The sequence below is a fragment of the Mesorhizobium sp. WSM3859 genome (genome assembly GCF_002295065.1).
Classification (GTDB): domain Bacteria; phylum Pseudomonadota; class Alphaproteobacteria; order Rhizobiales; family Rhizobiaceae; genus Mesorhizobium.
Genome location: NZ_NSGG01000004.1, coordinates 29,945 through 51,834 on the forward strand (window position 1 = coordinate 29,945; position 21,890 = coordinate 51,834).

The following is a 21,890-nucleotide window of genomic DNA, read 5'->3' on the forward strand; positions in this document are numbered from 1 at the left end:
GCGCGTCGGTCACGGCAAGTTTTAGGATCCCCCAGATGCTTCTCATCCGCTGTCCCTATTGCGAGGAAGAGCGCCCGGAACTCGAGTTCCGCAATGCGGGCGAGGCGCATATCGCGCGCCCGACGAACATTGCCGCCGAAAGCGACGACGATTTCGAGAAATTCTTCTTCATCCGCGCGAACCCGAAGGGTGTCATCTATGAGCGCTGGCGCCACATCCATGGCTGCGCGCGCTTCTTCAATGCGGTGCGCGACACCGTCACCGACAAGTTCGTCATGACCTACAAGGCCGGCGAGCCGAAGCCCTCGAAGCTGCCTGGAGCCTCGAAATGACCGCCGTGTTCCGTATCTCTGGCGCCGGGCGCCTGAGCCAAGCGAAGACCGCCTCCTTCAGCTTCGACGGCAAGCCCTACAGCGGCATCGAGGGCGACACGCTGGCCTCGGCGCTACTTGCCAACGGCGTGCATCTGGTCGGCCGTTCCTTCAAGTATCACCGGCCGCGCGGCTTCCTGTCGGCCGGCGCGGAGGAGCCCAACGCGCTGGTGCAGATCGTGCGCGACGATGCGCGCAAGACACCGAATGTTCGCGCCACCGTGCAGGAGCTCTATGACGGGCTGACCGCCATTTCGCAGAACCGTTGGCCGTCGCTTGCCTTCGACGTCGGCGCGGTCAACGACCTTGCATCGCCGATGTTTTCGGCCGGCTTCTACTACAAGACCTTCATGTGGCCGAAATGGGCCTGGAAGGATCTCTACGAGCCGAAGATCCGCGCCGCCGCAGGCCTCGGCGTTTCGCCAGAGAAGCCGGATCCGGACCACTATGCCGCGCGCTACGCGCATTGCGAGGTGCTGGTGCTGGGCGGCGGCGCTGCCGGCATTGCCGCTGCCCTTGCCGCCGCCGAAACGGGCGTGCGGGTGATCCTCGCCGACGAGCAGGCCGAATTCGGCGGCAGCCTGCGCTTCGAGAGCGGCGCCAGGATCGACGGCCAGGACGGCTATGCATGGGCTCAAGGCGCGATCGCGAAGCTCAAGGCGATGGACAATGTGCGGGTGCTGTCGCGCACGACGGCCTTCGGCTATTACGCGCAGAATTTCGTCGGCCTGGTCGAGCGGGTCAGCGACCATCTCAAGAGCCCGGGCCGCGAGCTGGCGCGCGAACGTCTGTGGCAGGTTCGCGCCGGCCGCGTCGTCATCGCCACCGGTGCCATCGAGCGGCACATGGTCTTCGCCAACAACGACCGTCCTGGCGTCATGCTCGCATCTGCCGCGCGCACCTATCTCAACCACTATGGCGTCGCGGTAGGCAGGAATGTCGGCGTCTATACGGCCAACGATTCCGCCTATGCGGCGGCGATCGACCTCAAGAAGGCGGGCGTCAACATCGCGGCCATCGTCGACCTGCGCGACAATCCAACCTGTCCGGTGATCGACGAAGCGAGGGCGCTGGGGATCGAGATCAATTTCGGACGTGCGGTGGTGAGTGCCGGCGGCAAGCTGCGCGTGTCCTCGATGACCGTGCAGCCGAAGAATGGCGGCGGCGAACGCACCATCCCGGTCGACGCGATCCTAATGTCGTCCGGCTGGACGCCGTCGGTGCATCTGTTCTCGCAATCACGCGGCAAGGTCGCCTTCAACGATGACACCAAGCGCTTCGTGCCCGGCACCTACGCGCAGGATTGCGTCTCGGTCGGCGCCTGCAACGGCACCGACGGCCTGGACGCAACGGTCGACGAAGCCTATGCCGCCGGGGCCAAGGCGGCGAAGGATGCCGGCGGCAAGGCCGGAAAAGGCGCCAAGCCGAAGGTCGATGCCGGCGAGAGCTGGTCGCGCGGCATGCTGGGCGCCGCTCCCGGCGCCGGGCCGGGCACCACGGTCAAGGCCTTCGTCGATTTCCAGAACGACGTCACCGCCAAGGACATCCGCCAGGCGGTGCATGAAGGCATGCATTCGATCGAGCACGTCAAGCGCTTCACCACCAACGGCATGGCGACCGACCAGGGCAAGACGTCCAACATGCACGGCCTGGCGATCGCCGCCGAGGAGCTTGGCAAGCCGATCCCGCAGGTCGGCCTCACCACGTTCCGCGCGCCCTATACGCCGGTGACCTTCGGTTCGATCGTCGGGCACGCGCGCGGCGCGCTGTTCGATCCGACCCGGCGCACGGCGACCCATGGCTGGGCGGCGTCGCACGGCGCCGTGTTCGAGGAAGTCGGCCACTGGAAGCGGGCCTGGTATTTTCCGAGGGCCGGCGAGGACATGCATGCCGCCGTCAACCGCGAATGCGTGACGGTGCGAAAAGTGGGCGGGCTGTTCGACGCCTCGACGCTCGGCAAGATCGAGGTGGTCGGGCCGGACGCGGCGAAATTCATGGAACTGCTCTACACCAATCCGTGGGAGAAGCTGGAAACCGGCCGCTGCCGCTACGGCATCATGCTGCGCGAGGACGGCTTTATCTATGATGACGGTGTCGTCGGCAGGCTGGCGCCGGACCGCTTCCACGTGACGACGACCACAGGCGGCGCGCCGCGTGTCATGAACCATATGGAGGATTACCTCCAGACCGAGTTCCCGCATCTCAATGTCTGGCTGACCTCGATCACCGAGCAATGGGCGGTCATCGCGGTGCAGGGGCCGAAGTCTCGCGACATCATCGCGCCGCTGGTCGAAGGCATCGACATCTCGGACGAGGCGATGCCGCATATGTCGGTGCGCGAGGGTAAGATCTGCGGCGTGCCGACAAGGTTGTTCCGCATGTCCTTCACCGGCGAGCGTGGCTTCGAGGTCAATGTGCCGGCCGATTACGGCGAGGCGGTGTGGGAAGCGCTGTGGGCCGAGGGCCAGAAGCATGGTGCTGTCGCCTACGGCACCGAAACGATGCACGTTCTGCGCGCCGAGAAGGGCTACATCATCGTCGGCCAGGACACCGACGGCACGGTGACGCCGAGCGATGCCGGGCTCGACTGGGCGGTCGGCAAGAAGAAGACCGACTTCGTCGGCATCCGCGGCCTGACCCGTCCGGACCTGGTGGCCAAGGCGCGCAAGCAGCTTGTCGGGTTGAAGACCAAGGACCCGAAAGTCGTGCTGGAAGAGGGCGCCCAGATTGTCGCGGATCCGAAGCAGCCGATCCCGATGAAGATGATCGGCCACGTCACCTCCAGCTACTGGTCGGAGAATTGCGGCCGTTCCATCGCGCTGGCGCTGGTTGCCGGCGGCCGCGACCGCATGGGGCAGACGCTCTATGTGCCGATGCCGAACGGTACGATCGAGGTGGAAGTCACCGGCATGGTGTTCGTCGACGAGAAGGGAGGGCGCCTCAATGGCTAAGGCTGCCGCCAAGACAAAAGCTGCTGCATCCGCTTCCGTCGAACGGCGTCCTGCGCTTGCCGGCCGCACGCTGTCGGCGCCCGGCGTAAAGGTGGAGATGCTGCCGCCGGCCGAACGCATCTCGCTGCGCGCGCCGCAGGCTTCGCTTGCCGCACTTTCCAAGGCGCTCGGCGTGACGCTGCCGGTCAAGCCGAAGACCTCGGCCATGAAGGACGGCCGCACCGCGCTGTGGCTCGGCCCGGACGAATGGATGATCATCGACGAGGCCGGCAATGACCCGCTCGCCGACTGCGCCAAGGTGACGGCGCTGCATTCGGCGGTCGGCATCTCGCATCGAAATGTAGGGATTTCGGTTGCCGGACCAGCGGCCGCCGTGACGGTCAATTCGGGTTGTCCGCAAGACCTGTCGATCGAGGCCTTCCCGGTGGGTGCTGCCTCGCGCACCATCCTCGGCAAATCCGAGATCGTGCTGCTGCGCACCGCGGAAGACAGCTTCCGCGTGGAATGCTGGCGTTCCTTCTCGGACTATGTCTTTACTTTGCTGTCGGAAGCGGCGAGCGACGCAGCGAACTGATCCTCGCAGGCATTGGTGCGAGGAACCATCGCCGGTCCGCCTCGTTTCCACGGCTTGCGAGGAGATTGCCGATGCCGTCCAAAACCGCGCCGAAATCGCCCAAGAAGACTCCGGCCGTCCGCTCGCTGGAGCACGAAAAGCATCGCGAAATCGAGGAAGAAGAACTTGAGGAAGGCCTCGAGGATACGTTTCCGGCCAGCGACCCGGTGTCTATCACGAGCACTTCCATCCCCGGCGGGCCGGAAACGCCGGCCAAGACCGTGCCAGGGGCGAAACCTCGCAAGAAATAAGTCTGGGCAGATCGCTCGGGCAACAGACAAAACGAAAAAGGGCGGCCAATTGCCGCCCGTTTTCGTTTGATCTTAACAGTAGCGCTTACAGGCCGGGCACGAACCACGGGTTGACGTCGATGCCAAGCTTCGGGCTCTTCGGCTGGGTCTTGGTGGTGTCCGCCTTTTCGACGGAGCCGGTCGCGGTGCAATCGAGCGCCACATTGGCGTTGGTCTGGGTGCAGGCAGCCGGGGCATGCTTTGCCGGCTGGCTCGCGCCGGCAAAGGCGGCGCCCGAGAAAGCCAAAACGGCGGCGAGGGCGAGGATGGTCGTCTTCATTTTCCGTCTCCGGTTCGTACATGTACGACACAACGTACAGATACGGTTAACGGAGGCTGAATTCAAGAGGGAATTTGTACGCGTACGACAACTTTTCTTGAACGTAAGAATTCGTCGGCGCGAATCCAAGCGATCGTCCTCGTGGAAAAGCGGCGCAAACGCCGGTCAGCAGTTGACGGGTGTTTCGGTGAGCGGGGGGATATCCTGCGCCGACAATGAGGCCAGCATGAAATCGCACATCCGCTTCACATAGGTCTGGGGATCACCGAACGGATAGAAGGGAAAGGTGATCAGCAGCGAGATCGTGCCGTGGCCGACGGTCCACAGCATGGTGGCGATCGCGCGCGGGTCGCCCTCGAGCTTGCCGGCGGCGACGCAGGCCTCGACACGTTTGATCAGCACCTTCATGGCGGGGTTGCCCTCTTCCATGTCCTCGTAGCTGCGCCCCTCCGGCAGCCTGGTCTTCTCGGTCATGAAGACGGTGCGGTATTCGTTGGGATTGCCAAGGCCGAAAGCAGCATATTCGGTCATCACCGCCTTGAGCGCCTCGACCGGGTCGTCGGCGGGGTGCGCCTCGATGCGACGGGCCAGCGTTTCGAAGGCGTCCTCGGCGAGCGCGAATAGGATGTCCTGCTTGTCGGCGAAGTAGGAATAGACCGACATCGGCGCATAGCCGACGCGCTTGGCGAGCTTGCGGATGGTCAGGCCTTCGTAGCCTTCTTCCTGCACCAGCTTGTGCGCTGCCGCGACGAGTTCGGAGCGAAGCTCCGCCTTCTGTTTTTCGCGGCGTTTCTGAACGCTCAGCGTCAATGTCCGCTGCCTTTTGTCGTTGGTTGCCTGACGAAATTATATACGCTGTACGGGAACGGACAAGGGCGCGGACTGGTTCCGCTACGTCCGCAGCTAATGGAATGGGATTGCTCAGATGGCGCCAATGCCGCCGTCCAGCGCCAGGGCATGGCCAGTCATGAAGGAATTGGCCGGGTCGGCGAGGAACAGGATGCCGGTCGTGATCTCGTCGACCTCGCCGACACGCTTCATCGGCACGCCGCGGGTGAGTTCGGCAAGCGCTTCGGCTTCCGGCGCGCCGGTGAAGCGGGCGAAGCCGTCGACCATCGCCGTGCGCGTATGCGCGGGACAGACGGCATTGATGCGAATGCCCTTGCTGGCATATTCCACGGCCGCTGAGCGCGTCAGCCCAACGACGCCATGCTTGGCGGCGGCATAGACCGAAAGCTTGGGCGCGCCGGAGAGACAGGCGACCGAGGCGATGTTGACGATGACGCCGCCCTTGCCGCCTTCCCTGAACTGGCGCCCATCTGAGGGATCTGGTGCTTCATGGCATAGAAGACGCCGAGCAGGTCGACGTCGACCACGCGGCGCGCCTCCTCGGATGTGACCTGCGGCAGGCGTACGAAGCTGTGCACGATGCCGGCATTGTTGATGGCGATGTCGAGCCGGCCGAATTTTTCGACGGCCAGTTGCACAAGATCCTGCGAGAGCTTTTCATCGGCGATGTTGCCGGCAAGGGTCGCCTTCTCGGTGTCGAGGGTTGCGGCGAAATCGGCAAGCGCGGCCTCGTCGAGGTCGGAAAGCACCAGCCGTGCGCCCTCCGCCGCGAAGGCCTTTGCCGCGCCGCTGCCGAGACCGCCTGTCGCGCCGGTGATGAGGACGGTCGCCCCGTTGAAACGGCCCATTTATCCGCTCTCCGCTTCAGCTCTTCTTGTCGATCAGTTCCACTGCCAGCGCCGCAAGCAGTTTGACGGCCTCTCCGTAGGTCTTGGCCTTCTCGGGATTGGAGGCATTGCCGTCCAGCGCGCGGCGATAGACGCCTTGGCAGATCGCCGCCAGCCTGAAGAATGAGAAGGCCAGGAAGAAGGTCCAGTTGTCGATCTTCCCAATGCCGCGCCGTCTGCAATAGGCGGCGACATAAGCCTCCTCCGAAGGCAGGCCGGCCGCAGCGCGGTCGACGCCGCCGAGGCCGCGAAAGCCCGAGGCATGCGGCAGCCGCCATTGCATGCATTGATAGGCGAGGTCGGCGAAGGGGTGGCCGAGCGTCGACAGCTCCCAATCGAGCACCGCGATGACTTTCGGCGCATCGAGCGCGAACATCATGTTGTCCAGCCGGTAGTCGCCATGGACAAGCGAAACGCGCCCGTCATCGGCCGGCATATGGGTCTCGAGCCATTCAATTAGCCGATCCATGTCGGCGATGGTTTCCGTTTCGGATGCCCGGTATTGGCCGGACCAGCGCGCGAGCTGGCGCTCAAAATAGCTGCCGGGCCTGCCGAAATCGCCAAGGCCGACGGCGCCAACATCGACATCGTGCAGGGCGGCTAGCGTGGCATTCATGGCATCGTAGATCGCCGCGCGTTCGTCATTGCCGGAAGCGCCCGGCAGCGGCGGATCCCAGAAGATGCGGCCGTCGAGATATTCCATGACGTAGAACATGCGGCCGATCGGCGATTCCCCGCCCGAGAGATGCAGCATGCGCGGCACCGGCACAGCCGTGCCGGCAAGCGCCTGCATAACCCGGAATTCGCGGTCGACCTGGTGCGCGGATTTAAGCAATTGTCCCGGCGGCTTGGCGCGCAGCACATAGCGGCCGCTGGCAGCGGTCAGGAGATAGGTCGGATTGGACTGTCCGGACTTGAATTTTTCAATGGCGGACAGACCGCCAAGGCCCGGAATATGCGCCTCGAGATAGGGCGCAAGCGCCGCCTGGTCTAAGGCGCCGGCCTCGACGCTCATGCGTTCTCGGGCTGACGCTCGAGCAGCGTCAAAGTCAGCCAGCGCGCCGTCAAGGCGGGCTTCTTCGAGCCTTCGATCTCAATGGTCACGTCATGCGCCGTCTGCACCCAGCCGGAGGGCCGCACCTTGACGTCGGCCAGCACGAAGCGGGTGCGGATGCGGGAGCCCGTCTTCACCGGCGCCAGGAAGCGCAACGTGTCGAAGCCGTGGTTGACGCCCATCTTGGTGTTTTCGATCGGCGGCATGGTCTCGAAGGTCATCGCCGACAAAAGCGACAGCGACAGGAAGCCATGCGCGATGGTGCCACCGAACGGCGTCTCGCGCTCGGCGCGCTCCGGATCGCAATGGATGAACTGATGGTCGTCGGTCGCATCGGCGAACTGGTCGATCATGCGCTGCGTCACCGTTCGCCAGGGCGAGACGCCGACCTCCTTGCCGACGCTTGCCAGAAGCGTATCGAGACTGATCGGTTCCACGCTGATGTCCTCCGCACCCCCGCCCGGATTCCTTGAACCGGGAGTCTTATTCCTTGAACCCCGCCCGATTCCCTGAATCGGGCGACTTACTCCTTGAATAAAGTCATTCCGTGCTGCACCGACTGGCCGCCGTCGATGGGCAGGATGGCGCCGGTGACATAGCTTCCGGCACGGCTGCACAAATAAAGCGTTGCGCCGGCAATGTCATCCGCCACGCCGATGCGGCCGAGCGGAACATGGTTACCAACATGTTTCGCCTGTTCCTCGGTCGCGGTGGCGAAGGCCGTCATGCGGCTCTGGAAAGGACCGGGCGCAAAGGCGTTGACGGTAATGCGGCGGGCGGCGAACTCGATTGCCAGCGTGCGCGTCAGATGATGCACCGCCGCTTTCGAGGCCGCGTAGGAATAGGCGTCGTCGGCCAGCGGCTGGGTTCCCATCACCGAGCCGAGATTGATCACGCGGGCCGGATCCTCGTCGCTTGCGGCGGCGTCAAGCAGCGGCAAGAGTTCTCTGGTCAGGTGGAAGACGGCGGTGACATTGACGCCGAACACCTTGGCCCAGGCATGGTAAGGGAAATCCTGCAGCGGCGTGCCCCAGGAAATGCCGGCATTGTTGACCAGGATGTGCAGCCGCTCCGTGCGCGCCTTGACCTCGGCGACCAGAGCGGTGATGCCCGCTTCGCTGGACACGTCGCCGGCAAAGCCCTCGGCCTGGCCGGAGCCGCCGAGCGCATTCAATTCGTTGGCGACCTTGGCGCAATCCTCACCCTTGCGCGAGGCGATCATCACATGAGCGCCGGCGCGCACCAGACCGGTCGCCACCATGCGGCCGATGCCGGTCGCCGCGCCCGTCACCAGCGCGCTCTTGGCGGCGACCGAGAACAGCTTGTCCAGATAGCTCATCGCGTTCCTCCGCACCCTCGATCAAACCGGCGAGGGACTCGCGTTGACAAGGCTAGCCGAAGTACGGTCATCCTTGCCACGGGTAAAGATCTATCTGCGAAGGGACTGGAAGCGATGGCGGACATGAATCTCGGCATGACCGAGCGGCTGAAGCCGATCCACCAGCGCGTGGCGGCGATGGTGCGCGACGAGATCGCGCCGCTTGGCGAGGAGTTTCTGGCCGAAATCGGCAAGGAGGGCGACCGCTGGGCCTACACCGCCAGGCAGACCGAGATCCTCGAAGGCTTGAAGAAGACGGCGCGGGAGCGCGGGTTGTGGAACTTGTGGCTGACCGATTCCAAGCGCGGCTACGGCCTTTCCACCGTCGAATATGCCTATCTGGCGGAGGAGATGGGCAAGGCGCATCTCGGCGCCGAGACCTTCAACTGCTCGGCGCCCGACACCGGCAACATGGAGGTGCTGGAGCGTTACGGCTCGGGGGCGCACAAGCGGGACTGGCTGGAGCCGCTGCTGGAGGGCCGGATACGCTCGGCCTATCTGATGACCGAGCCGGACGTCGCCTCCTCGGATGCGACGAACATTTCGATGCGCTGCGAGCGGCAGGGCGGCGACTATGTGCTGAACGGCGAGAAATGGTGGGCGTCCGGCGCCGGTGATCCCCGCTGTGCAATCTATATCGTCATGGTCAGGACCGGCTCGGACGAGGAGCCGCAGCATCGCCGGCACTCGATGATCCTGGTGCCCGCCGACAGCAAGGGCATCACCAAGCTGCGGCCAATGCAAGTCTATGGCGACGACGACGCCCCGCATGGCCATATGCATCTGCGATTCGAGAATGTGCGGGTGCCGGCGGCGAACCTGATCCTCGGCGAGGGAAGGGGGTTCGAGATCGCGCAGGGGCGGCTGGGGCCGGGCCGCATCCATCACTGCATGCGCGCCATCGGCCAGGCCGAGATGGCGCTGGAGATGCTGTGCCAGCGCTCGGTGCGGCGCGAGGCCTTCGGCCAGTCGCTGGCCAAGCTCGGCGCCAATTTCGACATCATCGCCGAATGCCGGATGGAGATCGAGATGGCGCGGCTCTTGTGCCTGAAGGCTGCGTGGATGATCGACCAGGGGGACGCGCGCGCGGCCGCGCCCTGGATCAGCCAGATCAAGGTGGTGGCGCCCCGCGTCGCGCTGAAGGTCACGGACGAGGCGGTGCAGATGTTCGGCGCGCAAGGCATCAGCCAGGATACGCCGCTTGCCCGCTCCTGGACGCATTTGCGGACGCTGCGGCTGGCCGACGGGCCGGACGCCGTGCACCGGCGCCAGGTGGCGCGCACGGAACTGAAGAAATACACGCAGGAAAAGGTCTGACGGCCATGACGCTTCCAGCGCGAATGCGAGGTCTGCTGCTTGTCGGCGACGGCTATACGAAGACGCCTTCTGCGGCCGCGCTGGAGGCAATGGAGCCTTACCTTGAGCCCGGCAGCATAGCCGTGCCGGCGCCAGGGCCGACACAGGCGCTGATCAAGGTCAGCCTCGCCTCGATCAACCCCTCCGACATCGCTTTCATCAAGGGCCAATACGGCCAGCCGCGGGTCAAGGGCCGTCCGGCGGGCTTTGAAGGCGTCGGCGTCGTCGTCGCCACCGGCGATGATCCCTATGCCAGGAGCCTGGCGGGAAAGCGGGTCGCCTTCGCCACCGGCGTGTCGAACTGGGGCGCCTGGGCGGACTATGCGGTTGCCGAGGCCGCGTCCTGCATCCCGCTGATCGACACGGTGCGCGACGAGGATGGCGCCGCGATGATCGTCAACCCGCTGACCGCCTTGGCCATGTTCGACATCGTCAGAGAGGAAGGCGAAAAGGCCTTCATCATGACCGCCGGCGCCAGCCAGCTCTGCAAGCTGATCGTCGGGTTGGCGAAGGAGGCAGGCTTCCGGCCGATCGTCACGGTGCGTCGCGACGAGCAGATCTCGCTTTTGAAGGAGCTCGGCGCCGCCCATGTGCTCAACGAGAAGGCGGCGGATTTCGAGGTGGCGTTGCGCGAGGCGATGAAGGCAGAGCAGCCGCGCATCTTCCTCGACGCGGTCACCGGCCCGCTGGCTTCGACTATTTTCAATGCCTTGCCGAAACGTGCGCGCTGGATCGTCTATGGAAGGCTTGACGCCGAGCCGACGGTGATCCGCGAGCCGGGGCAACTGATCTTCCAGCACAAACGCGTTGAGGGTTTCTGGCTGGCCGAATGGATGCGCCAGTTCCGCGACAGGCTGGGTCCGGCGGTGCTGGAGGCGCAGAAGCGCTTTTCCGATGGACGCTGGTCGACCGACGTCACGGCGGTCGTGCCGCTGGACGAGGCGATGGCACGGCTGCCGGCCGAGCTCGCCAAGCCCAACGGAAAGGTGTTCATAAAACCATGATATCGCCGGACGGCGGGCCGGCGGCGGCTATGCTCCGTTGTTTTGGCCGTGATATGCCGCCATCAAATTGCCGGGACGGTGCTTGACTGATCCCGCTTCGAGCGTTGGGTGGGGGGCATTCGATGATAATTTCCAAGCCGGTATTCGACCGTTTGGGGTTTTGGCTGTGGGTGGGGTCGTTTCTGGTCGTGCTCGGCCTGGTGCTATGGTCGCCCGAGACACGCTCGGTGATCCGTATCTATCGATATGGCAGCGAAGCTTTCCTGAACCGCCAACCGCTGTATCAGGTCCAAGTCGCCATGGGGTACCTGTACGCTCCCGCCTTCGCCGTCCTCTACGTCCCTCTGCTGAAACTCGGGCCACATCTGGGTAACATCCTGTGGCACGCGCTGGGCTTCGGGGCGCTTACCTTTGCCGCGATGCGCCAGGTCCGCAAGGTGGGCGGCGAGGAGCAGACATGGCTCCTGTCCTTCGGTCTCTTCCTCGCCCTGCCGGTTTCGCTGGCAGCGCTTCGCAATGGCCAGGCGACGATCCTGCTTACCGGGGCGTGCTGGTTTCTGACGCTGTCGGCACTCGAGGGGCGGCGCGCCGAATGCTTCTTCTGGGCCATGCTTGCGATCATTGCCAAGCCGTCGGCGATCATCATGCTGCTGCTGGTGGGCGCGCTGCGTCCCAGGCTGATACCGGTCCTGGCGCTGGCGGTGATTGTAGTGCTCGTCATCCCCTACGGTTTTGCGTCCGCAGGCTATATCAACACCCAGTACTACGATTTCTTCCGGATGCTCACCTCGATGACGGTTGACCCGACCGGTCCCTTCGTCCCGGCCGATTTCACCGCGCCTTTTACAAGGTTCGGGATGACGCTCCCGGAGTTTGACGCGACGATCGTGCGCGTCGTAGCGGGCTTGCTTACGCTGTGGGTGGTGCTCCAGTTCGACCGCAGGCTGGACTCGAATGTCAGCGGTCTGGCCATCTTCCTCACCGCGGCGTTCTATATGTGCGTCTTCAATCCGCGGGTCGAGCAGAATACCTATGCCACGGTGGCGGTGCCGGCAGGCCTGTCCATTGCGTTGCTGTGGCGGGAGAAGGGACCCGTGATCATGCGATGGTTGCTGGCTGTGCTCCTCTTCGTCACTGGACTGACCAGTGTCGATACGCGGCTGCACGACTTTTTCCACCCGTGGTTCCGGCCAATCGGCATCAGCATTGTTGCTTGCCTGCTGATCGGCTGGCTCTGGGCGCGAGGCAAACAGAAGATGCCGGCCACGGGAGCCGTCGCGCATGGCTGACAGGCTCGACGTCATCGCGCCGTTCTTCAACGAGGCCGAATCCGCGATCGCCTTCGTCGGGCTGCTCGACAGGCTCGAGGCTGCCGTGGCGGAGCGCTTCGGCATGACGGTGCGCAAGATACTCGTCGATGACGGCAGCCACGACGGCAGCGCCGAGACATTCGCGGCGGCGCTGTCCGGCTCCTGGGAGATCGTGCGGCTCAGCCGTAATTTCGGCAAGGAAGCGGCGGTGCTCGCCGGCCTCGACCATTCCCGCGGCGACATGGTCCTGATCATGGACTCCGACCTGCAGCATTCCCTGGACATCAGCCTGAAGATGATCGGGGAACTGGTCGACAACCCGGAGATCGATGTCGTCTATGCGCAGAACGACCGGCGTGAGGGGAGCTGGCGGCGCAGCCAGCTGGCGCGGCTTTTCTACAAGCTGATCAACAGCAGCCAGCGTTTCGATATCCCCGAAAATGCGGGTGACTTCCGCGTCATGCGGGGTGCCGTGGCGCGTGCCTTGACCCAGGTGCGCGACAAGCGTCGTTTCAACAAGGGCTTGTTCGCCTGGGCCGGCTTTCGCCAGAAGGCGGTGCTTTATTCGCCGGAAAGCCGCGCCGGCGGCACGTCGAAATGGAGCCGGTTCAACCTGATCGCCTTCTCGCTCGAAGGGTTCACCTCGTTTTCCGTGATCCCGCTGCGCATTATCAGCCTTATCGGATTGCTGGCGGCATTTGCCGGTCTCGCCTATGGCGTGAAGGTGCTCTTCGAGGTGCTCTTCTACGGCATCGCCGTGCCCGGCTATCCAAGCATCATGGTCGCTGTCGTGTTGCTGGGTGGCCTCAACCTGGCACTGCTCGGCCTGATCGGCGAATATGTCTGGGTCACGCTCAGCGAGAGCAAGGACCGGCCCGTCTACATCGTGCGCGATGTCCTGTACGGCAATGCCGCCGAGCAGGCCGCCCCCGGCAAATGACCCGGTCGGTCCGCCTGATCGCCGACGATTACGGGCTGGCGCCGGGCGTGTCGGACGCGATCCTCGAGCTGATCGACCGCGGCCGCCTGACCGGAACCGGTTGCATGACCGGTCTTCCCGAGTGGGAGGAGGCGGCGGCGCGCATCAGGCCGCTCCGTCGTCGGGCTGCCGTCGGGCTGCATCTGACCCTCACCGATCAGGTCGCTGCGACCGGCCCGTCCAGCCTGGCGCCGGACGGTAAATTGCCTGGCCTCGCTTCGCTTGCGCTGCCGGTGCGGCGCGGGCGGTTCGACGAACGGGACATTCATGCCGAGCTCGACGCCCAGTATGACCGTTTCGTCGAAGCGCTGGGTGGCCCGCCCGACTATATCGACGGACACCAGCATGTGCATTTTCTTCCCATGGTGCGGAAATGGTTGCTCGCGCGGTTCGGGGCAGGCGCGCGCAAGCCGGCGCTGCGAGGAGCGCCGGGACTTCCGGGCATGGATGCGGCGGCGCCCAAGATCGCGGCGGTCGCCGCTCTGGCCGCGGGGTTCAATGGATCGATGCGACGGGCCGGCTTCAGCGTCATGACGCCGCTTTCCGGGATCTATGACTGGCGGCAGCCGGAGAAGTTCGCTTCAACGCTGCGCGCCGCGATCAAGACCTTGCCGGAACAAGGGGTGTTCATGTGCCATCCGGGCCATGTCGACGACATTTTGCGCGCGCGAGACCCAATGCAGGCCGTGCGCGAGGTTGAGTACACGGTTCTTTCCTCGCGGGATTTCGGCGACATCCTCGACAAGGCCGGAGCCCGCGTCATGGACAGCAGCGCATGACCAATGCCGGCCAGCCGCAGCGTTCGACCCGCAGCAAGATCGTTCGCTTCGCCTTGGTCGGGCTGGTCAACACCGGCATCGACCTCACCGCATTTTTCCTGCTGCTCAAGCTCGCGGCACCGGCTTTGGCTGCCAATGTCGGCGCCTGGTTCGTCGCGGTCCTCTTTTCTTTCGCGGCGAACCGCTTCTGGTCGTTCGAACGGGACCCGGACATCCGGTTGCACCACTCCTTCCTGCGCTTCGTCTCGCTGGGAGCGCTGATTTCGCTTGGTGTTTCCAGTCTCTCGCTCGCGGCCCTGGCAGGGGCCATCGGCGTGTGGCCGGCGAAGATCATCGGCGTCGTGGTCGCGGCCGTGCTGAATTTCCTGGCCGCGCGCTGGTCAATCGAGGGGCGGCTGGTGCGGTGAGTCAGGGATTTCGTTGCCCGGCCGGCTGGATGTCAGGACCTGATCCATGCTCTGCTCATGCCGGAAGCGGTGGCGCGAAGGTGGCGCAGGCGAGTTCCGTCGGCGAGCCCGGTGATGTCGAGATGTCGGGAACGTGAAGCCGGACTGCCGTCTCGGCCCCGATCCCTGCCGTATTTTCGCGAAGGCCGAAGATCTTAGCGCAAGTTTTCGAGCTCGCGGATGCGCTTGGCGCCTGCCGCTTCCAATTGCCTCGTCACCGCGCCGATCAGTGTTTCGGCGACGACGAAGAGAGCGGCAGACGAATCCCACGCAGAAGGCACCGCGGTGCGTCCGGCGATCACATGGCGGGCGAAGCGGGCGATCGGCGACAGCCACTGGTCGGTGAACAGGATGATCTGCACGCCGCGCTGATGCGCCTTCTCGGCGAAGCGGACGAGACTTTCCTGGTAGCGGCGGATGTCGAAGATCACCAGAATGTCGCGCTTGCCCATGTCGATCAGCCGATCGCGCCAGATGCTTTCCTGGCCGGCGAGATGGTAGACATCCGGCTGGATGATGGCGAGATGGGCGGCCATGTAGCGCGCCAGCGGATCGGTGAAGCGGCCGCCGATGAGGAAGGTCTTGCCGCGTCGCTCGGCAAGCCGCGCCGCGATGTCGGCCAGCTGTTTGTCGGTGAGGTGGCGGAACGTCTCGCGCAAATTGTCGAGCGTTGCCTCCAGCATCGGCGAGACGGCTCCGCCAGTCGAGCCCGGATTGAGCGTGCGCGAGACGGGCGACTGCAGTTGCGCCGCCAGTTCATCCTGCAATGCCGACTGGAATTCGGGGTAGTTCTGGAAGCCGAGCCTGGCGACGAAACGCAGGATCGTCGGCGAGGACACGCCGGCCGCGGCCGAGAATTCGGCGACCGTCTTCAGCCCGGTCAAAGGATAGTTGGCAATCAGCGTCTGGGCGGCGCGGCGCTCGCCGGCCGGCATCGCGCCGATACGGTCTGAGATCAGTTCGGCAATGCTGGAAATCATGGTTTTCCCCCGCCTGTTGACCCGCCGCCGCCGTTTTCCCGAATTCGCGTTTGACAAAGCCGGCCAAACTGTATGAAATCATTCACAGGGACGCAATGAGACAAAATAAGTAATATAAGATACAGCGCCCCGCAGGGGACGATATGGAGAAAGCTCGGCCCGTCAGCCTTGCACCGTCGGAGACCGTGAGGGTGACCAACCCTGGCGGCTCGAGCCCCTTCGTCTTCACCTGCGACCACGCTTCCAACTTCCTGCCCGCCGAATTCGGCACGCTCGGCCTACCGACCGAAGACCTTTCCCGCCACATCGCCTGGGATCCGGGCGCGCTACCCGTCGCCAGCCGCATGGCCGAGGCCCTCGACGCCACCCTAGTCGAGACCCGCGTGTCGCGACTCGTCATCGACTGCAACCGGCCGCTCGACGCGCCCGACCTCGTGCCGCCGGTCAGCGAGACGACAGTCATTCCCGGCAATGCCGGTCTTTCCGAGAAGCAGCGCGCCGCGCGGGTGGATCTGTCTTGGCGTCCTTTCCACGACACGATAGCGCGGATTATCGATGCGCGGCTGGCGTGCGGCCAGGAGACGCGGCTGGTCTCGGTGCACTCCTTCACGCCGGTCTACAAGGGCAAAAGCCGGCCCTGGCATATTGGCATCATCCATGATGACGACCTCAGGCTGGCGGCGCCGCTGATATCGGCGCTGCAGCGGCTCTCGGGCGTCACCGTCGGCGTCAACGAGCCCTATTCGCCGGCCGACCGCGTCTATTTCACGCTGGAGCGGCATGCGCGCCCGCGCGGCCTTGCCTGCGCGATGATCGAAATCCGCAACGATGAAATCGCCGGCGAGACCGGGCAGCGGAAATGGGCGGATCTGCTCACGGGCATATTTTCGAATCTGGAGCCCGAGGAGGCCAGGGGCTCCCGACAAAGCGCAATGGGAAAGTCAGTACAATCGGCCAGCTAAGAAATCAAAAGGGGACTTCAAATGTCAGACTACTCAGAAGTCGACAAGCATGAGGACCTAAAGGTCCTCCACGGAATGGGCTACGCCCAGGAACTGTCGCGAAGCATGAGCCGCTTCTCGAACTTCGCGATCTCGTTCTCGATCATCTGCATCCTTTCAGGCGGCATCAATTCCTTCGCCCAGGCGACGTCCTCGATCGGCGGCGCCGGCGCCGGCATCGGCTGGATCGTCGGTTGCGCCGTGTCTGGGTTCTTTGCCCTTGCCATGGCCCAGATTGCTTCAGCATTTCCAACCGCCGGCGGCCTCTACCACTGGTCGTCGATCCTTGGAAACCGTTTCACCGGCTGGCTCACCGCCTGGCTCAACCTGCTCGGCCTGATCACCGTGCTCGGCGCCATCAACATCGGCACCGCTTTCTTCTTTGTCGGCACTTTCGGCAGTTGGTTCGGCATCACCGGCACGCCGGGTGAGATTGTCGGATTTGTTGCCGTCATTACAGTCCTTCAGGCGATCTGCAATCACTTCGGTATCAAACTGACCGCTATGCTGACGGACGCTTCCGGCTTCCTGATCCTGGGCGCGACTGCGGTGCTAATCGTGGCCTGCCTGGTGTTTGCGCCCGCGATCGACGTCACGCGGTTGTGGACGTTCACCAACTATTCGGGCGATGCCGGCGGCGGCGTCTTCCCGCAAACAGATTCCATGACGTACCTGTTCCTGCTCTGCCTGTTGCTACCGGTCTACACCATCACCGGCTACGACGCTTCGGCGCATACATCCGAAGAAACGCTGAAGGCAGCGCATTCCGTGCCGCGCGCGATCGTCTCATCGGTGCTGTGGTCTTCGCTTATCGGCTGGGCAATGCTGTGCGCGATCGTCCTGGCCATTCCGGATTTGGCTGCAGGCGCCAAGCAGGGCTGGAGTGTGTTCTTCTCGACCATGGACGCGATTCTTCCGGTCTGGCTGAAGGAACTGCTCTATCTTGCCATCCTGATCTCGCAGTTCCTCTGCGGCCTTGCCACGGTGACCTCGGCCTCGCGGATGTTGTTTGCCTTCTCCCGCGACGGCGGCATGCCGGTCGGTTCGGCCGGTCTCGCCAAAGTCAGCCCGACGTGGCGGACGCCGGTCAATGCCATATGGACAGCTGCCATCCTCGAGATCATCTATGTGTTCCTCGCCCAGTTCATCTCGATCGGCGGCACGAACATCTACACCATCGTCGTCAACTCGACGCTGGTCTTCCTGTTCCTGTCCTTCACGGTTCCGATCGTGCTTGGCATGTTGACCTTTGGCACGGCGAAGTGGCCGAATCCCGGCCCGTGGAATCTCGGCGCTGGCCTGTTCAGGCTGTTCTGCCTGCTCTCGGTCGTCGGCATGGCGATCATCTTCTTCATCGCCATCCAGCCGCCAAACGACAAGGTGCTCTACATCACCATCGGCTTCCTGATTCTGACTGCGGTGCTCTGGTTCGGCTTCGAGAACCGCCGCTTCCAGGGTCCGCCGATCGGCGAACAGATCGCGGCGCGCCAGGCGGCGATCAAGGCGGCCGAGCGGGCGGTCGGCGAGACCGGCAACTGACCTTCGCTTCGAGGCCATGGCCGGCGCAATGCCAGCCATGGCCTCGTTTCTCCCTTAAATCGACAAGCACTGGAGCGCCAAAGGAATGGCCGGGAATTTCTCGTTCGATCAGTTGAAGAAAGCGGTCTCGAACGGCGAGATCGACACGGTGCTGGCCTGCATCGTCGACATGCAGGGCCGGCTCGCGGGAAAGCGCTTCCTGGCCCAATATTTCGTCGATTCCGCGCATGGCGAGACGCATGGCTGCAACTATCTGCTCGCCTGCGACATCGATATGGAACCGGTGCCCGGCTACAAGGCGGCAAGCTGGTCGAAGGGCTATGGCGACTTCGTCATGAAGCCGGACCTGTCGACGCTGCGGCGCATTCCGTGGCTGGAAAAGACGGCGCTGGTCATCTGCGACGTGCTCGACCATCACACGCATGAGGATCTTGGGCACTCACCCCGCGCGATCCTGAAGAGACAGGTCAAGCGTCTGCAGGAGCGCGGCTATATCGGCTATTTCGCTTCCGAGCTCGAATTCTACCTGTTCAGCGAGACCTACGAGTCCGCCCGCAAGAAGCACTGGCAGGGTCTCGACAGCGCCTCGCCCTATATCGGCGACTACCAGATCGGCATCACCAGCAAGGAAGAAGGCGTCATGCGCCGGCTCCGCAACGAGATGGAAGCCGCAGGCATCCCGATCGAGAATTCCAAGGGCGAGTGGGGTCCCGGCCAGGAAGAGATCAATGTGCGCTACGCCGAGGCGCTCGACATGGCCGACCGCCATGTCATCCTGAAGAACGGCGCCAAGGAAATCGCCGATTCCGAAGGCAAGGCCATCTCCTTCATGGCCAAGTACAATTACGGGCTCGCCGGCAATTCCAGCCATATCCACAATTCGCTGTGGAGCGCCGACGGCAAGACGCCGCTGTTCTTCGATAAAAAGGCCGAATGGACGCTATCGAGCCTTGGCCAGCAATGGGCGGCCGGCCAGCTCAAATACGCCAAGGAGTTCACCTGGTTCCTGGCGCCCTACATCAATTCCTACAAGCGCTTCCAAGCCGGCACCTTCGCGCCGACCAAGATCATGTGGAGCGAGGACAACCGTACCGCCGGCTTCCGGCTCTGCGGCGAGGGCACGAAAGGCATCCGCATGGAGTGCCGCATCGGCGGCGCCGATTTGAACCCTTATCTGGCCTTCGCGGCGCTGATCGCGTCCGGCCTCGCCGGCATCGACGAGAAGCTGGAACTGCAGAAGCCGTTCGTCGGCGACGCCTACCAGGCTTCGCGGCTGCCGGAGATCCCGAAGACGTTGCGCGACGCCACCGAGACGCTGGCCAAGTCGAACATGCTGAAGCAGGCCTTCGGCGACGACGTGATCGACCACTATGTGCACACCGCCCGCTGGGAGCAGTTCGAATACGACCGCCGCATCACGGATTGGGAACTGCATAGAGGGTTTGAGCGGTACTAGAAAGATAGTAATATACTATTGCCAACTTGACCGGAAATGCGGGCCGAACTAGATTTATGAGATGACCGAAGGAACCAAATATCATCCGCTGTTCGAGCATCTGCTGTTCTCGGGCCAGGGGCATTTGTCGATGAGCTTCGACGAGATCGAACAAATAATAGCTGGCCGCTTGCCGCCGTCGGCGCGACAGCGCGAGGAATGGTGGGCGAACAGCCCGAGCGGCCACAGCCAGGCGCGCGCCTGGCTACGCGCAAATTATCGGGCGTCTCGTATCGATCTCGCGAACGAACGGGTGGACTTCAATCTGGAGGGGTGGCCCGAGGGCTATCGAAAGCCGAATATGGCCACCGCGGACAAGGGCCGCCCGGGAATGGCGGAATCGACACAGGCAAGCTACGAACATCCGCAGGAAGGGAAGCTCTCACATGCGCCAGGGGATGCGGATCATCCGCTCTTCGGCATATGGACGGGCAAGGTTACGCTTCGCCAGGGGTATGACTACACCAAACCGGCTTTGGAGCCGGACGCACTGCCGTGACACACAGGCTGCTGCTCGACACTTGCGCGATCATATGGATTGCGTTGAACGAACCGATCAGGCCGGAAGCCAGGACTGCCATCAATACCGCAGGAGCCGCTGACGAGAAAATCCGGGTTTCCCCCATTTCGGCTTGGGAATTGGGACTGCTGAGCGCCAAGGGCCGATTGGCGGCCGCAAAGTCGCCGGCAAGCATTTTTGGGGAAGTGATCGCTACGCCGGGCATCAGGGTCGAGGCTCTTTCGCCGGAATTATTGATTGAATCATCTTTCCTGCCCGGATCGCTGCACGGCGATCCTGCGGATCGTATATTGATTGCGACCGCGCGGGCGTTCGATTTGACGCTCGTGACGCGCGATCAGTCGATACTGGATTATGCAAGGGTGGGGCATGTTCGTGCCCTTGCCTGCTGATGCCTACCTTTCGATAGCTGGAGATCCTTTTTGGAAACCGTAAAACTCAAATCCCCCATCGACGGTTCGATCTACGCCGAACGGCCTGTCGCGAGCGACCAGGCGATCAATGCCGCGGTCGAGCGCGCCAGGGTGGCGCAGGAGAAATGGGCGGAGACGCCGGTCGTCGAGCGCGGCAAATACATGCTGGCGATGCTCGAGGCGCTGGTCGCCATGACCGACGAGATCGTGCCGGAGATCGCCTGGCAGATGGGCCGGCCGGTGCGCTATGGCGGCGAGTTCGGCGGCGTCAAGGAACGCACCAACTATATGGTGGAGATCGCCGAAGCCGCGCTGAAGCCGGTCATGGCCTCCAACCCGAAGGACGGTTTTCGGCGCTATGTGAAGAAGGCGCCGCTCGGCGTCGTCATGGTGATCGCGCCGTGGAACTATCCCTACCTCACCGCCGTCAACACCATCGTGCCGGCGCTGATGGCCGGAAGCGCCGTCATCCTCAAGCACGCGGCGCAGACGCTGCTCGTCGGCGAACGCTTCCAACAGGCTTTCGACAAGGCCGGCCTGCCCAAGGGCCTGTTCCAGAACCTCGTCATGAACCACACCCAGACGGAGAAACTGCTCGGCTCGGGCAAGATCGACCATGTCAACTTCACCGGCTCGGTCGGCGGCGGGCGCGCCATCGAGAAGGCTGCTGCCGGCACCTTCATGACGCTCGGTCTGGAGCTCGGCGGCAAGGATCCCGCCTATGTGCTGCCCGATGCCAAGATGGACCATGCGGTCGCCAATCTGGTCGACGGCGCCTTCTTCAATTCCGGCCAGTGCTGCTGCGGCATCGAGCGCGTCTATGTGCATGAGAAAGTCTATGACGAGTTCGTCGAGGGTTTTGTCGCCGAGACGAAGAACTATGTCGTCGGCAATCCGCTGGAACAGGCGACGACCCTGGGTCCGATGGCGCAGGCGCGCTTCGCCGACCTGATCCGTGAGCAGAAAGCCGAGGCACTGCGCAAGGGTGCCAAGGCGCATATCAACATGAAGGTCGAGAACGACAAGGCCGGCTCGCCCTATCTGGCGCCGGAAGTGCTGACAGAAGTCGATCACCAGATGAGCGTCATGCGCGAGGAAAGTTTCGGCCCGATCGTCGGCATCATGAAGGTGCGCAACGACGAGGAGGCGATCGCGCTGATGAACGACAGCCCCTACGGGCTGACGGCTTCGATCTGGACGCGCGACACCGAGCGCGCGGTGGCGATCGGCGACCGTGTCGAAACCGGAACGGTGTTCATGAACCGCTGCGACTATCTCGACCCGGCGCTGGTCTGGACCGGCGTCAAGGACACCGGCAAGGGCGCGGCGCTCTCGGCCATCGGCTACGACAATCTGACCCGGCCAAAATCCTACCACCTGCGCGAAACGATCTGA

24 protein-coding genes are annotated in these 21,890 nt (G+C 63.7%); 16 read left to right on the forward strand and 8 right to left on the reverse strand.

Annotated elements, in window-relative coordinates:
• The first annotated feature begins 35 nt into the window (after positions 1 to 35).
• The 4 genes from CK230_RS10100 to CK230_RS10115 all read left to right on the forward strand — a co-directional run bounded on the left by CK230_RS10100 (position 36) and on the right by CK230_RS10115 (position 4,186).
• Entirely contained in the window at positions 36 to 332 is a 297-nt protein-coding gene (locus CK230_RS10100; RefSeq protein ID WP_095817044.1) for a sarcosine oxidase subunit delta, read from the forward strand.
• Positions 329 to 3,322: a sarcosine oxidase subunit alpha gene (locus CK230_RS10105; protein ID WP_095817045.1), complete on the forward strand. Its 2,994-nt coding sequence runs from the start codon at positions 329 to 331 to the stop codon at positions 3,320 to 3,322. The genes CK230_RS10100 and CK230_RS10105 overlap by 4 nt, the downstream gene beginning before the upstream one ends.
• A complete protein-coding gene (locus tag CK230_RS10110) occupies positions 3,315 to 3,896 on the forward strand; it encodes a sarcosine oxidase subunit gamma (RefSeq protein WP_095817046.1) in 582 nt (193 codons plus the stop codon). The genes CK230_RS10105 and CK230_RS10110 overlap by 8 nt, the downstream gene beginning before the upstream one ends.
• 71 nt (positions 3,897 to 3,967) lie before the next feature.
• On the forward strand, positions 3,968 to 4,186 hold the full coding sequence (locus tag CK230_RS10115) for a hypothetical protein (protein WP_095817047.1): 219 nt from the start codon (positions 3,968 to 3,970) through the stop codon (positions 4,184 to 4,186).
• A gap of 85 nt (positions 4,187 to 4,271) precedes the next feature.
• Here CK230_RS10115 and CK230_RS10120 read toward each other — a convergent pair whose 3' ends face one another.
• The 7 genes from CK230_RS10120 to CK230_RS10145 all read right to left on the reverse strand — a co-directional run bounded on the left by CK230_RS10120 (position 4,272) and on the right by CK230_RS10145 (position 8,634).
• On the reverse strand, positions 4,272 to 4,505 hold the full coding sequence (locus tag CK230_RS10120; protein WP_095817048.1) for a DUF680 domain-containing protein: 234 nt from the start codon (positions 4,503 to 4,505) through the stop codon (positions 4,272 to 4,274).
• Positions 4,506 to 4,670: 165 nt separating this feature from the next.
• A complete protein-coding gene (locus CK230_RS10125; RefSeq protein ID WP_095817049.1) occupies positions 4,671 to 5,315 on the reverse strand; it encodes a TetR/AcrR family transcriptional regulator in 645 nt (214 codons plus the stop codon).
• Between the two features lie 111 nt (positions 5,316 to 5,426).
• A complete protein-coding gene (locus CK230_RS33560) occupies positions 5,427 to 5,786 on the reverse strand; it encodes an SDR family oxidoreductase (protein ID WP_348629151.1) in 360 nt (119 codons plus the stop codon).
• Complete coding sequence (locus tag CK230_RS33565) at positions 5,699 to 6,202, reverse strand: SDR family NAD(P)-dependent oxidoreductase (protein ID WP_245429873.1); 504 nt, start codon at positions 6,200 to 6,202, stop codon at positions 5,699 to 5,701. The genes CK230_RS33560 and CK230_RS33565 overlap by 88 nt, the downstream gene beginning before the upstream one ends.
• A gap of 16 nt (positions 6,203 to 6,218) precedes the next feature.
• Complete coding sequence (locus tag CK230_RS10135; RefSeq protein ID WP_095817050.1) at positions 6,219 to 7,256, reverse strand: phosphotransferase family protein; 1,038 nt, start codon at positions 7,254 to 7,256, stop codon at positions 6,219 to 6,221.
• Positions 7,253 to 7,738, reverse strand: a complete 486-nt coding sequence (locus tag CK230_RS10140; protein WP_280952531.1) for a MaoC family dehydratase — start codon at positions 7,736 to 7,738, stop codon at positions 7,253 to 7,255. The genes CK230_RS10135 and CK230_RS10140 overlap by 4 nt, the downstream gene beginning before the upstream one ends.
• A gap of 80 nt (positions 7,739 to 7,818) precedes the next feature.
• Positions 7,819 to 8,634, reverse strand: coding sequence for an SDR family oxidoreductase (locus CK230_RS10145; RefSeq protein WP_095817052.1), 816 nt, complete (start codon positions 8,632 to 8,634; stop codon positions 7,819 to 7,821).
• A gap of 114 nt (positions 8,635 to 8,748) precedes the next feature.
• On the opposite strand from CK230_RS10145, the gene CK230_RS10150 reads away from it, so the two are divergent.
• The 6 genes from CK230_RS10150 to CK230_RS10175 all read left to right on the forward strand — a co-directional run bounded on the left by CK230_RS10150 (position 8,749) and on the right by CK230_RS10175 (position 14,508).
• Positions 8,749 to 9,990, forward strand: coding sequence for an acyl-CoA dehydrogenase family protein (locus CK230_RS10150; protein WP_095817053.1), 1,242 nt, complete (start codon positions 8,749 to 8,751; stop codon positions 9,988 to 9,990).
• A gap of 5 nt (positions 9,991 to 9,995) precedes the next feature.
• Positions 9,996 to 11,033 (forward strand): zinc-binding dehydrogenase, encoded by a 1,038-nt coding sequence (locus tag CK230_RS10155; protein ID WP_095817054.1) that lies wholly within the window; start codon positions 9,996 to 9,998, stop codon positions 11,031 to 11,033.
• Between the two features lie 122 nt (positions 11,034 to 11,155).
• Positions 11,156 to 12,322 (forward strand): glycosyltransferase family 87 protein, encoded by a 1,167-nt coding sequence (locus tag CK230_RS10160; RefSeq protein WP_095817055.1) that lies wholly within the window; start codon positions 11,156 to 11,158, stop codon positions 12,320 to 12,322.
• Positions 12,315 to 13,283, forward strand: a complete 969-nt coding sequence (locus tag CK230_RS10165; protein WP_095817056.1) for a glycosyltransferase family 2 protein — start codon at positions 12,315 to 12,317, stop codon at positions 13,281 to 13,283. Before CK230_RS10160 ends, CK230_RS10165 begins: the two co-directional genes overlap by 8 nt.
• On the forward strand, positions 13,280 to 14,101 hold the full coding sequence (locus tag CK230_RS10170) for a ChbG/HpnK family deacetylase (protein WP_095817057.1): 822 nt from the start codon (positions 13,280 to 13,282) through the stop codon (positions 14,099 to 14,101). The genes CK230_RS10165 and CK230_RS10170 overlap by 4 nt, the downstream gene beginning before the upstream one ends.
• Positions 14,098 to 14,508: a GtrA family protein gene (locus tag CK230_RS10175; protein WP_095817058.1), complete on the forward strand. Its 411-nt coding sequence runs from the start codon at positions 14,098 to 14,100 to the stop codon at positions 14,506 to 14,508. The genes CK230_RS10170 and CK230_RS10175 overlap by 4 nt, the downstream gene beginning before the upstream one ends.
• A gap of 194 nt (positions 14,509 to 14,702) precedes the next feature.
• Here the strand turns inward: CK230_RS10175 and CK230_RS10180 are convergent, their stop codons facing one another.
• Positions 14,703 to 15,527, reverse strand: coding sequence for a MurR/RpiR family transcriptional regulator (locus CK230_RS10180; RefSeq protein ID WP_095817059.1), 825 nt, complete (start codon positions 15,525 to 15,527; stop codon positions 14,703 to 14,705).
• Between the two features lie 143 nt (positions 15,528 to 15,670).
• Between CK230_RS10180 and CK230_RS10185 the strand changes: the two genes are divergently transcribed.
• From CK230_RS10185 to CK230_RS10210, 6 genes are all read left to right on the forward strand, one after another.
• A complete protein-coding gene (locus CK230_RS10185; protein ID WP_095817060.1) occupies positions 15,671 to 16,489 on the forward strand; it encodes an N-formylglutamate amidohydrolase in 819 nt (272 codons plus the stop codon).
• Between the two features lie 21 nt (positions 16,490 to 16,510).
• On the forward strand, positions 16,511 to 18,067 hold the full coding sequence (locus CK230_RS10190) for an amino acid permease (RefSeq protein ID WP_095817061.1): 1,557 nt from the start codon (positions 16,511 to 16,513) through the stop codon (positions 18,065 to 18,067).
• A gap of 85 nt (positions 18,068 to 18,152) precedes the next feature.
• Positions 18,153 to 19,523: a glutamine synthetase family protein gene (locus tag CK230_RS10195; protein WP_095817062.1), complete on the forward strand. Its 1,371-nt coding sequence runs from the start codon at positions 18,153 to 18,155 to the stop codon at positions 19,521 to 19,523.
• 61 nt (positions 19,524 to 19,584) lie between these two features.
• On the forward strand, positions 19,585 to 20,061 hold the full coding sequence (locus CK230_RS10200; RefSeq protein ID WP_095817063.1) for a hypothetical protein: 477 nt from the start codon (positions 19,585 to 19,587) through the stop codon (positions 20,059 to 20,061).
• Positions 20,058 to 20,474, forward strand: a complete 417-nt coding sequence (locus CK230_RS10205; protein WP_095817064.1) for a type II toxin-antitoxin system VapC family toxin — start codon at positions 20,058 to 20,060, stop codon at positions 20,472 to 20,474. The genes CK230_RS10200 and CK230_RS10205 overlap by 4 nt, the downstream gene beginning before the upstream one ends.
• Positions 20,475 to 20,504: 30 nt before the next feature.
• Positions 20,505 to 21,890, forward strand: a complete 1,386-nt coding sequence (locus tag CK230_RS10210; protein WP_095817065.1) for an aldehyde dehydrogenase family protein — start codon at positions 20,505 to 20,507, stop codon at positions 21,888 to 21,890.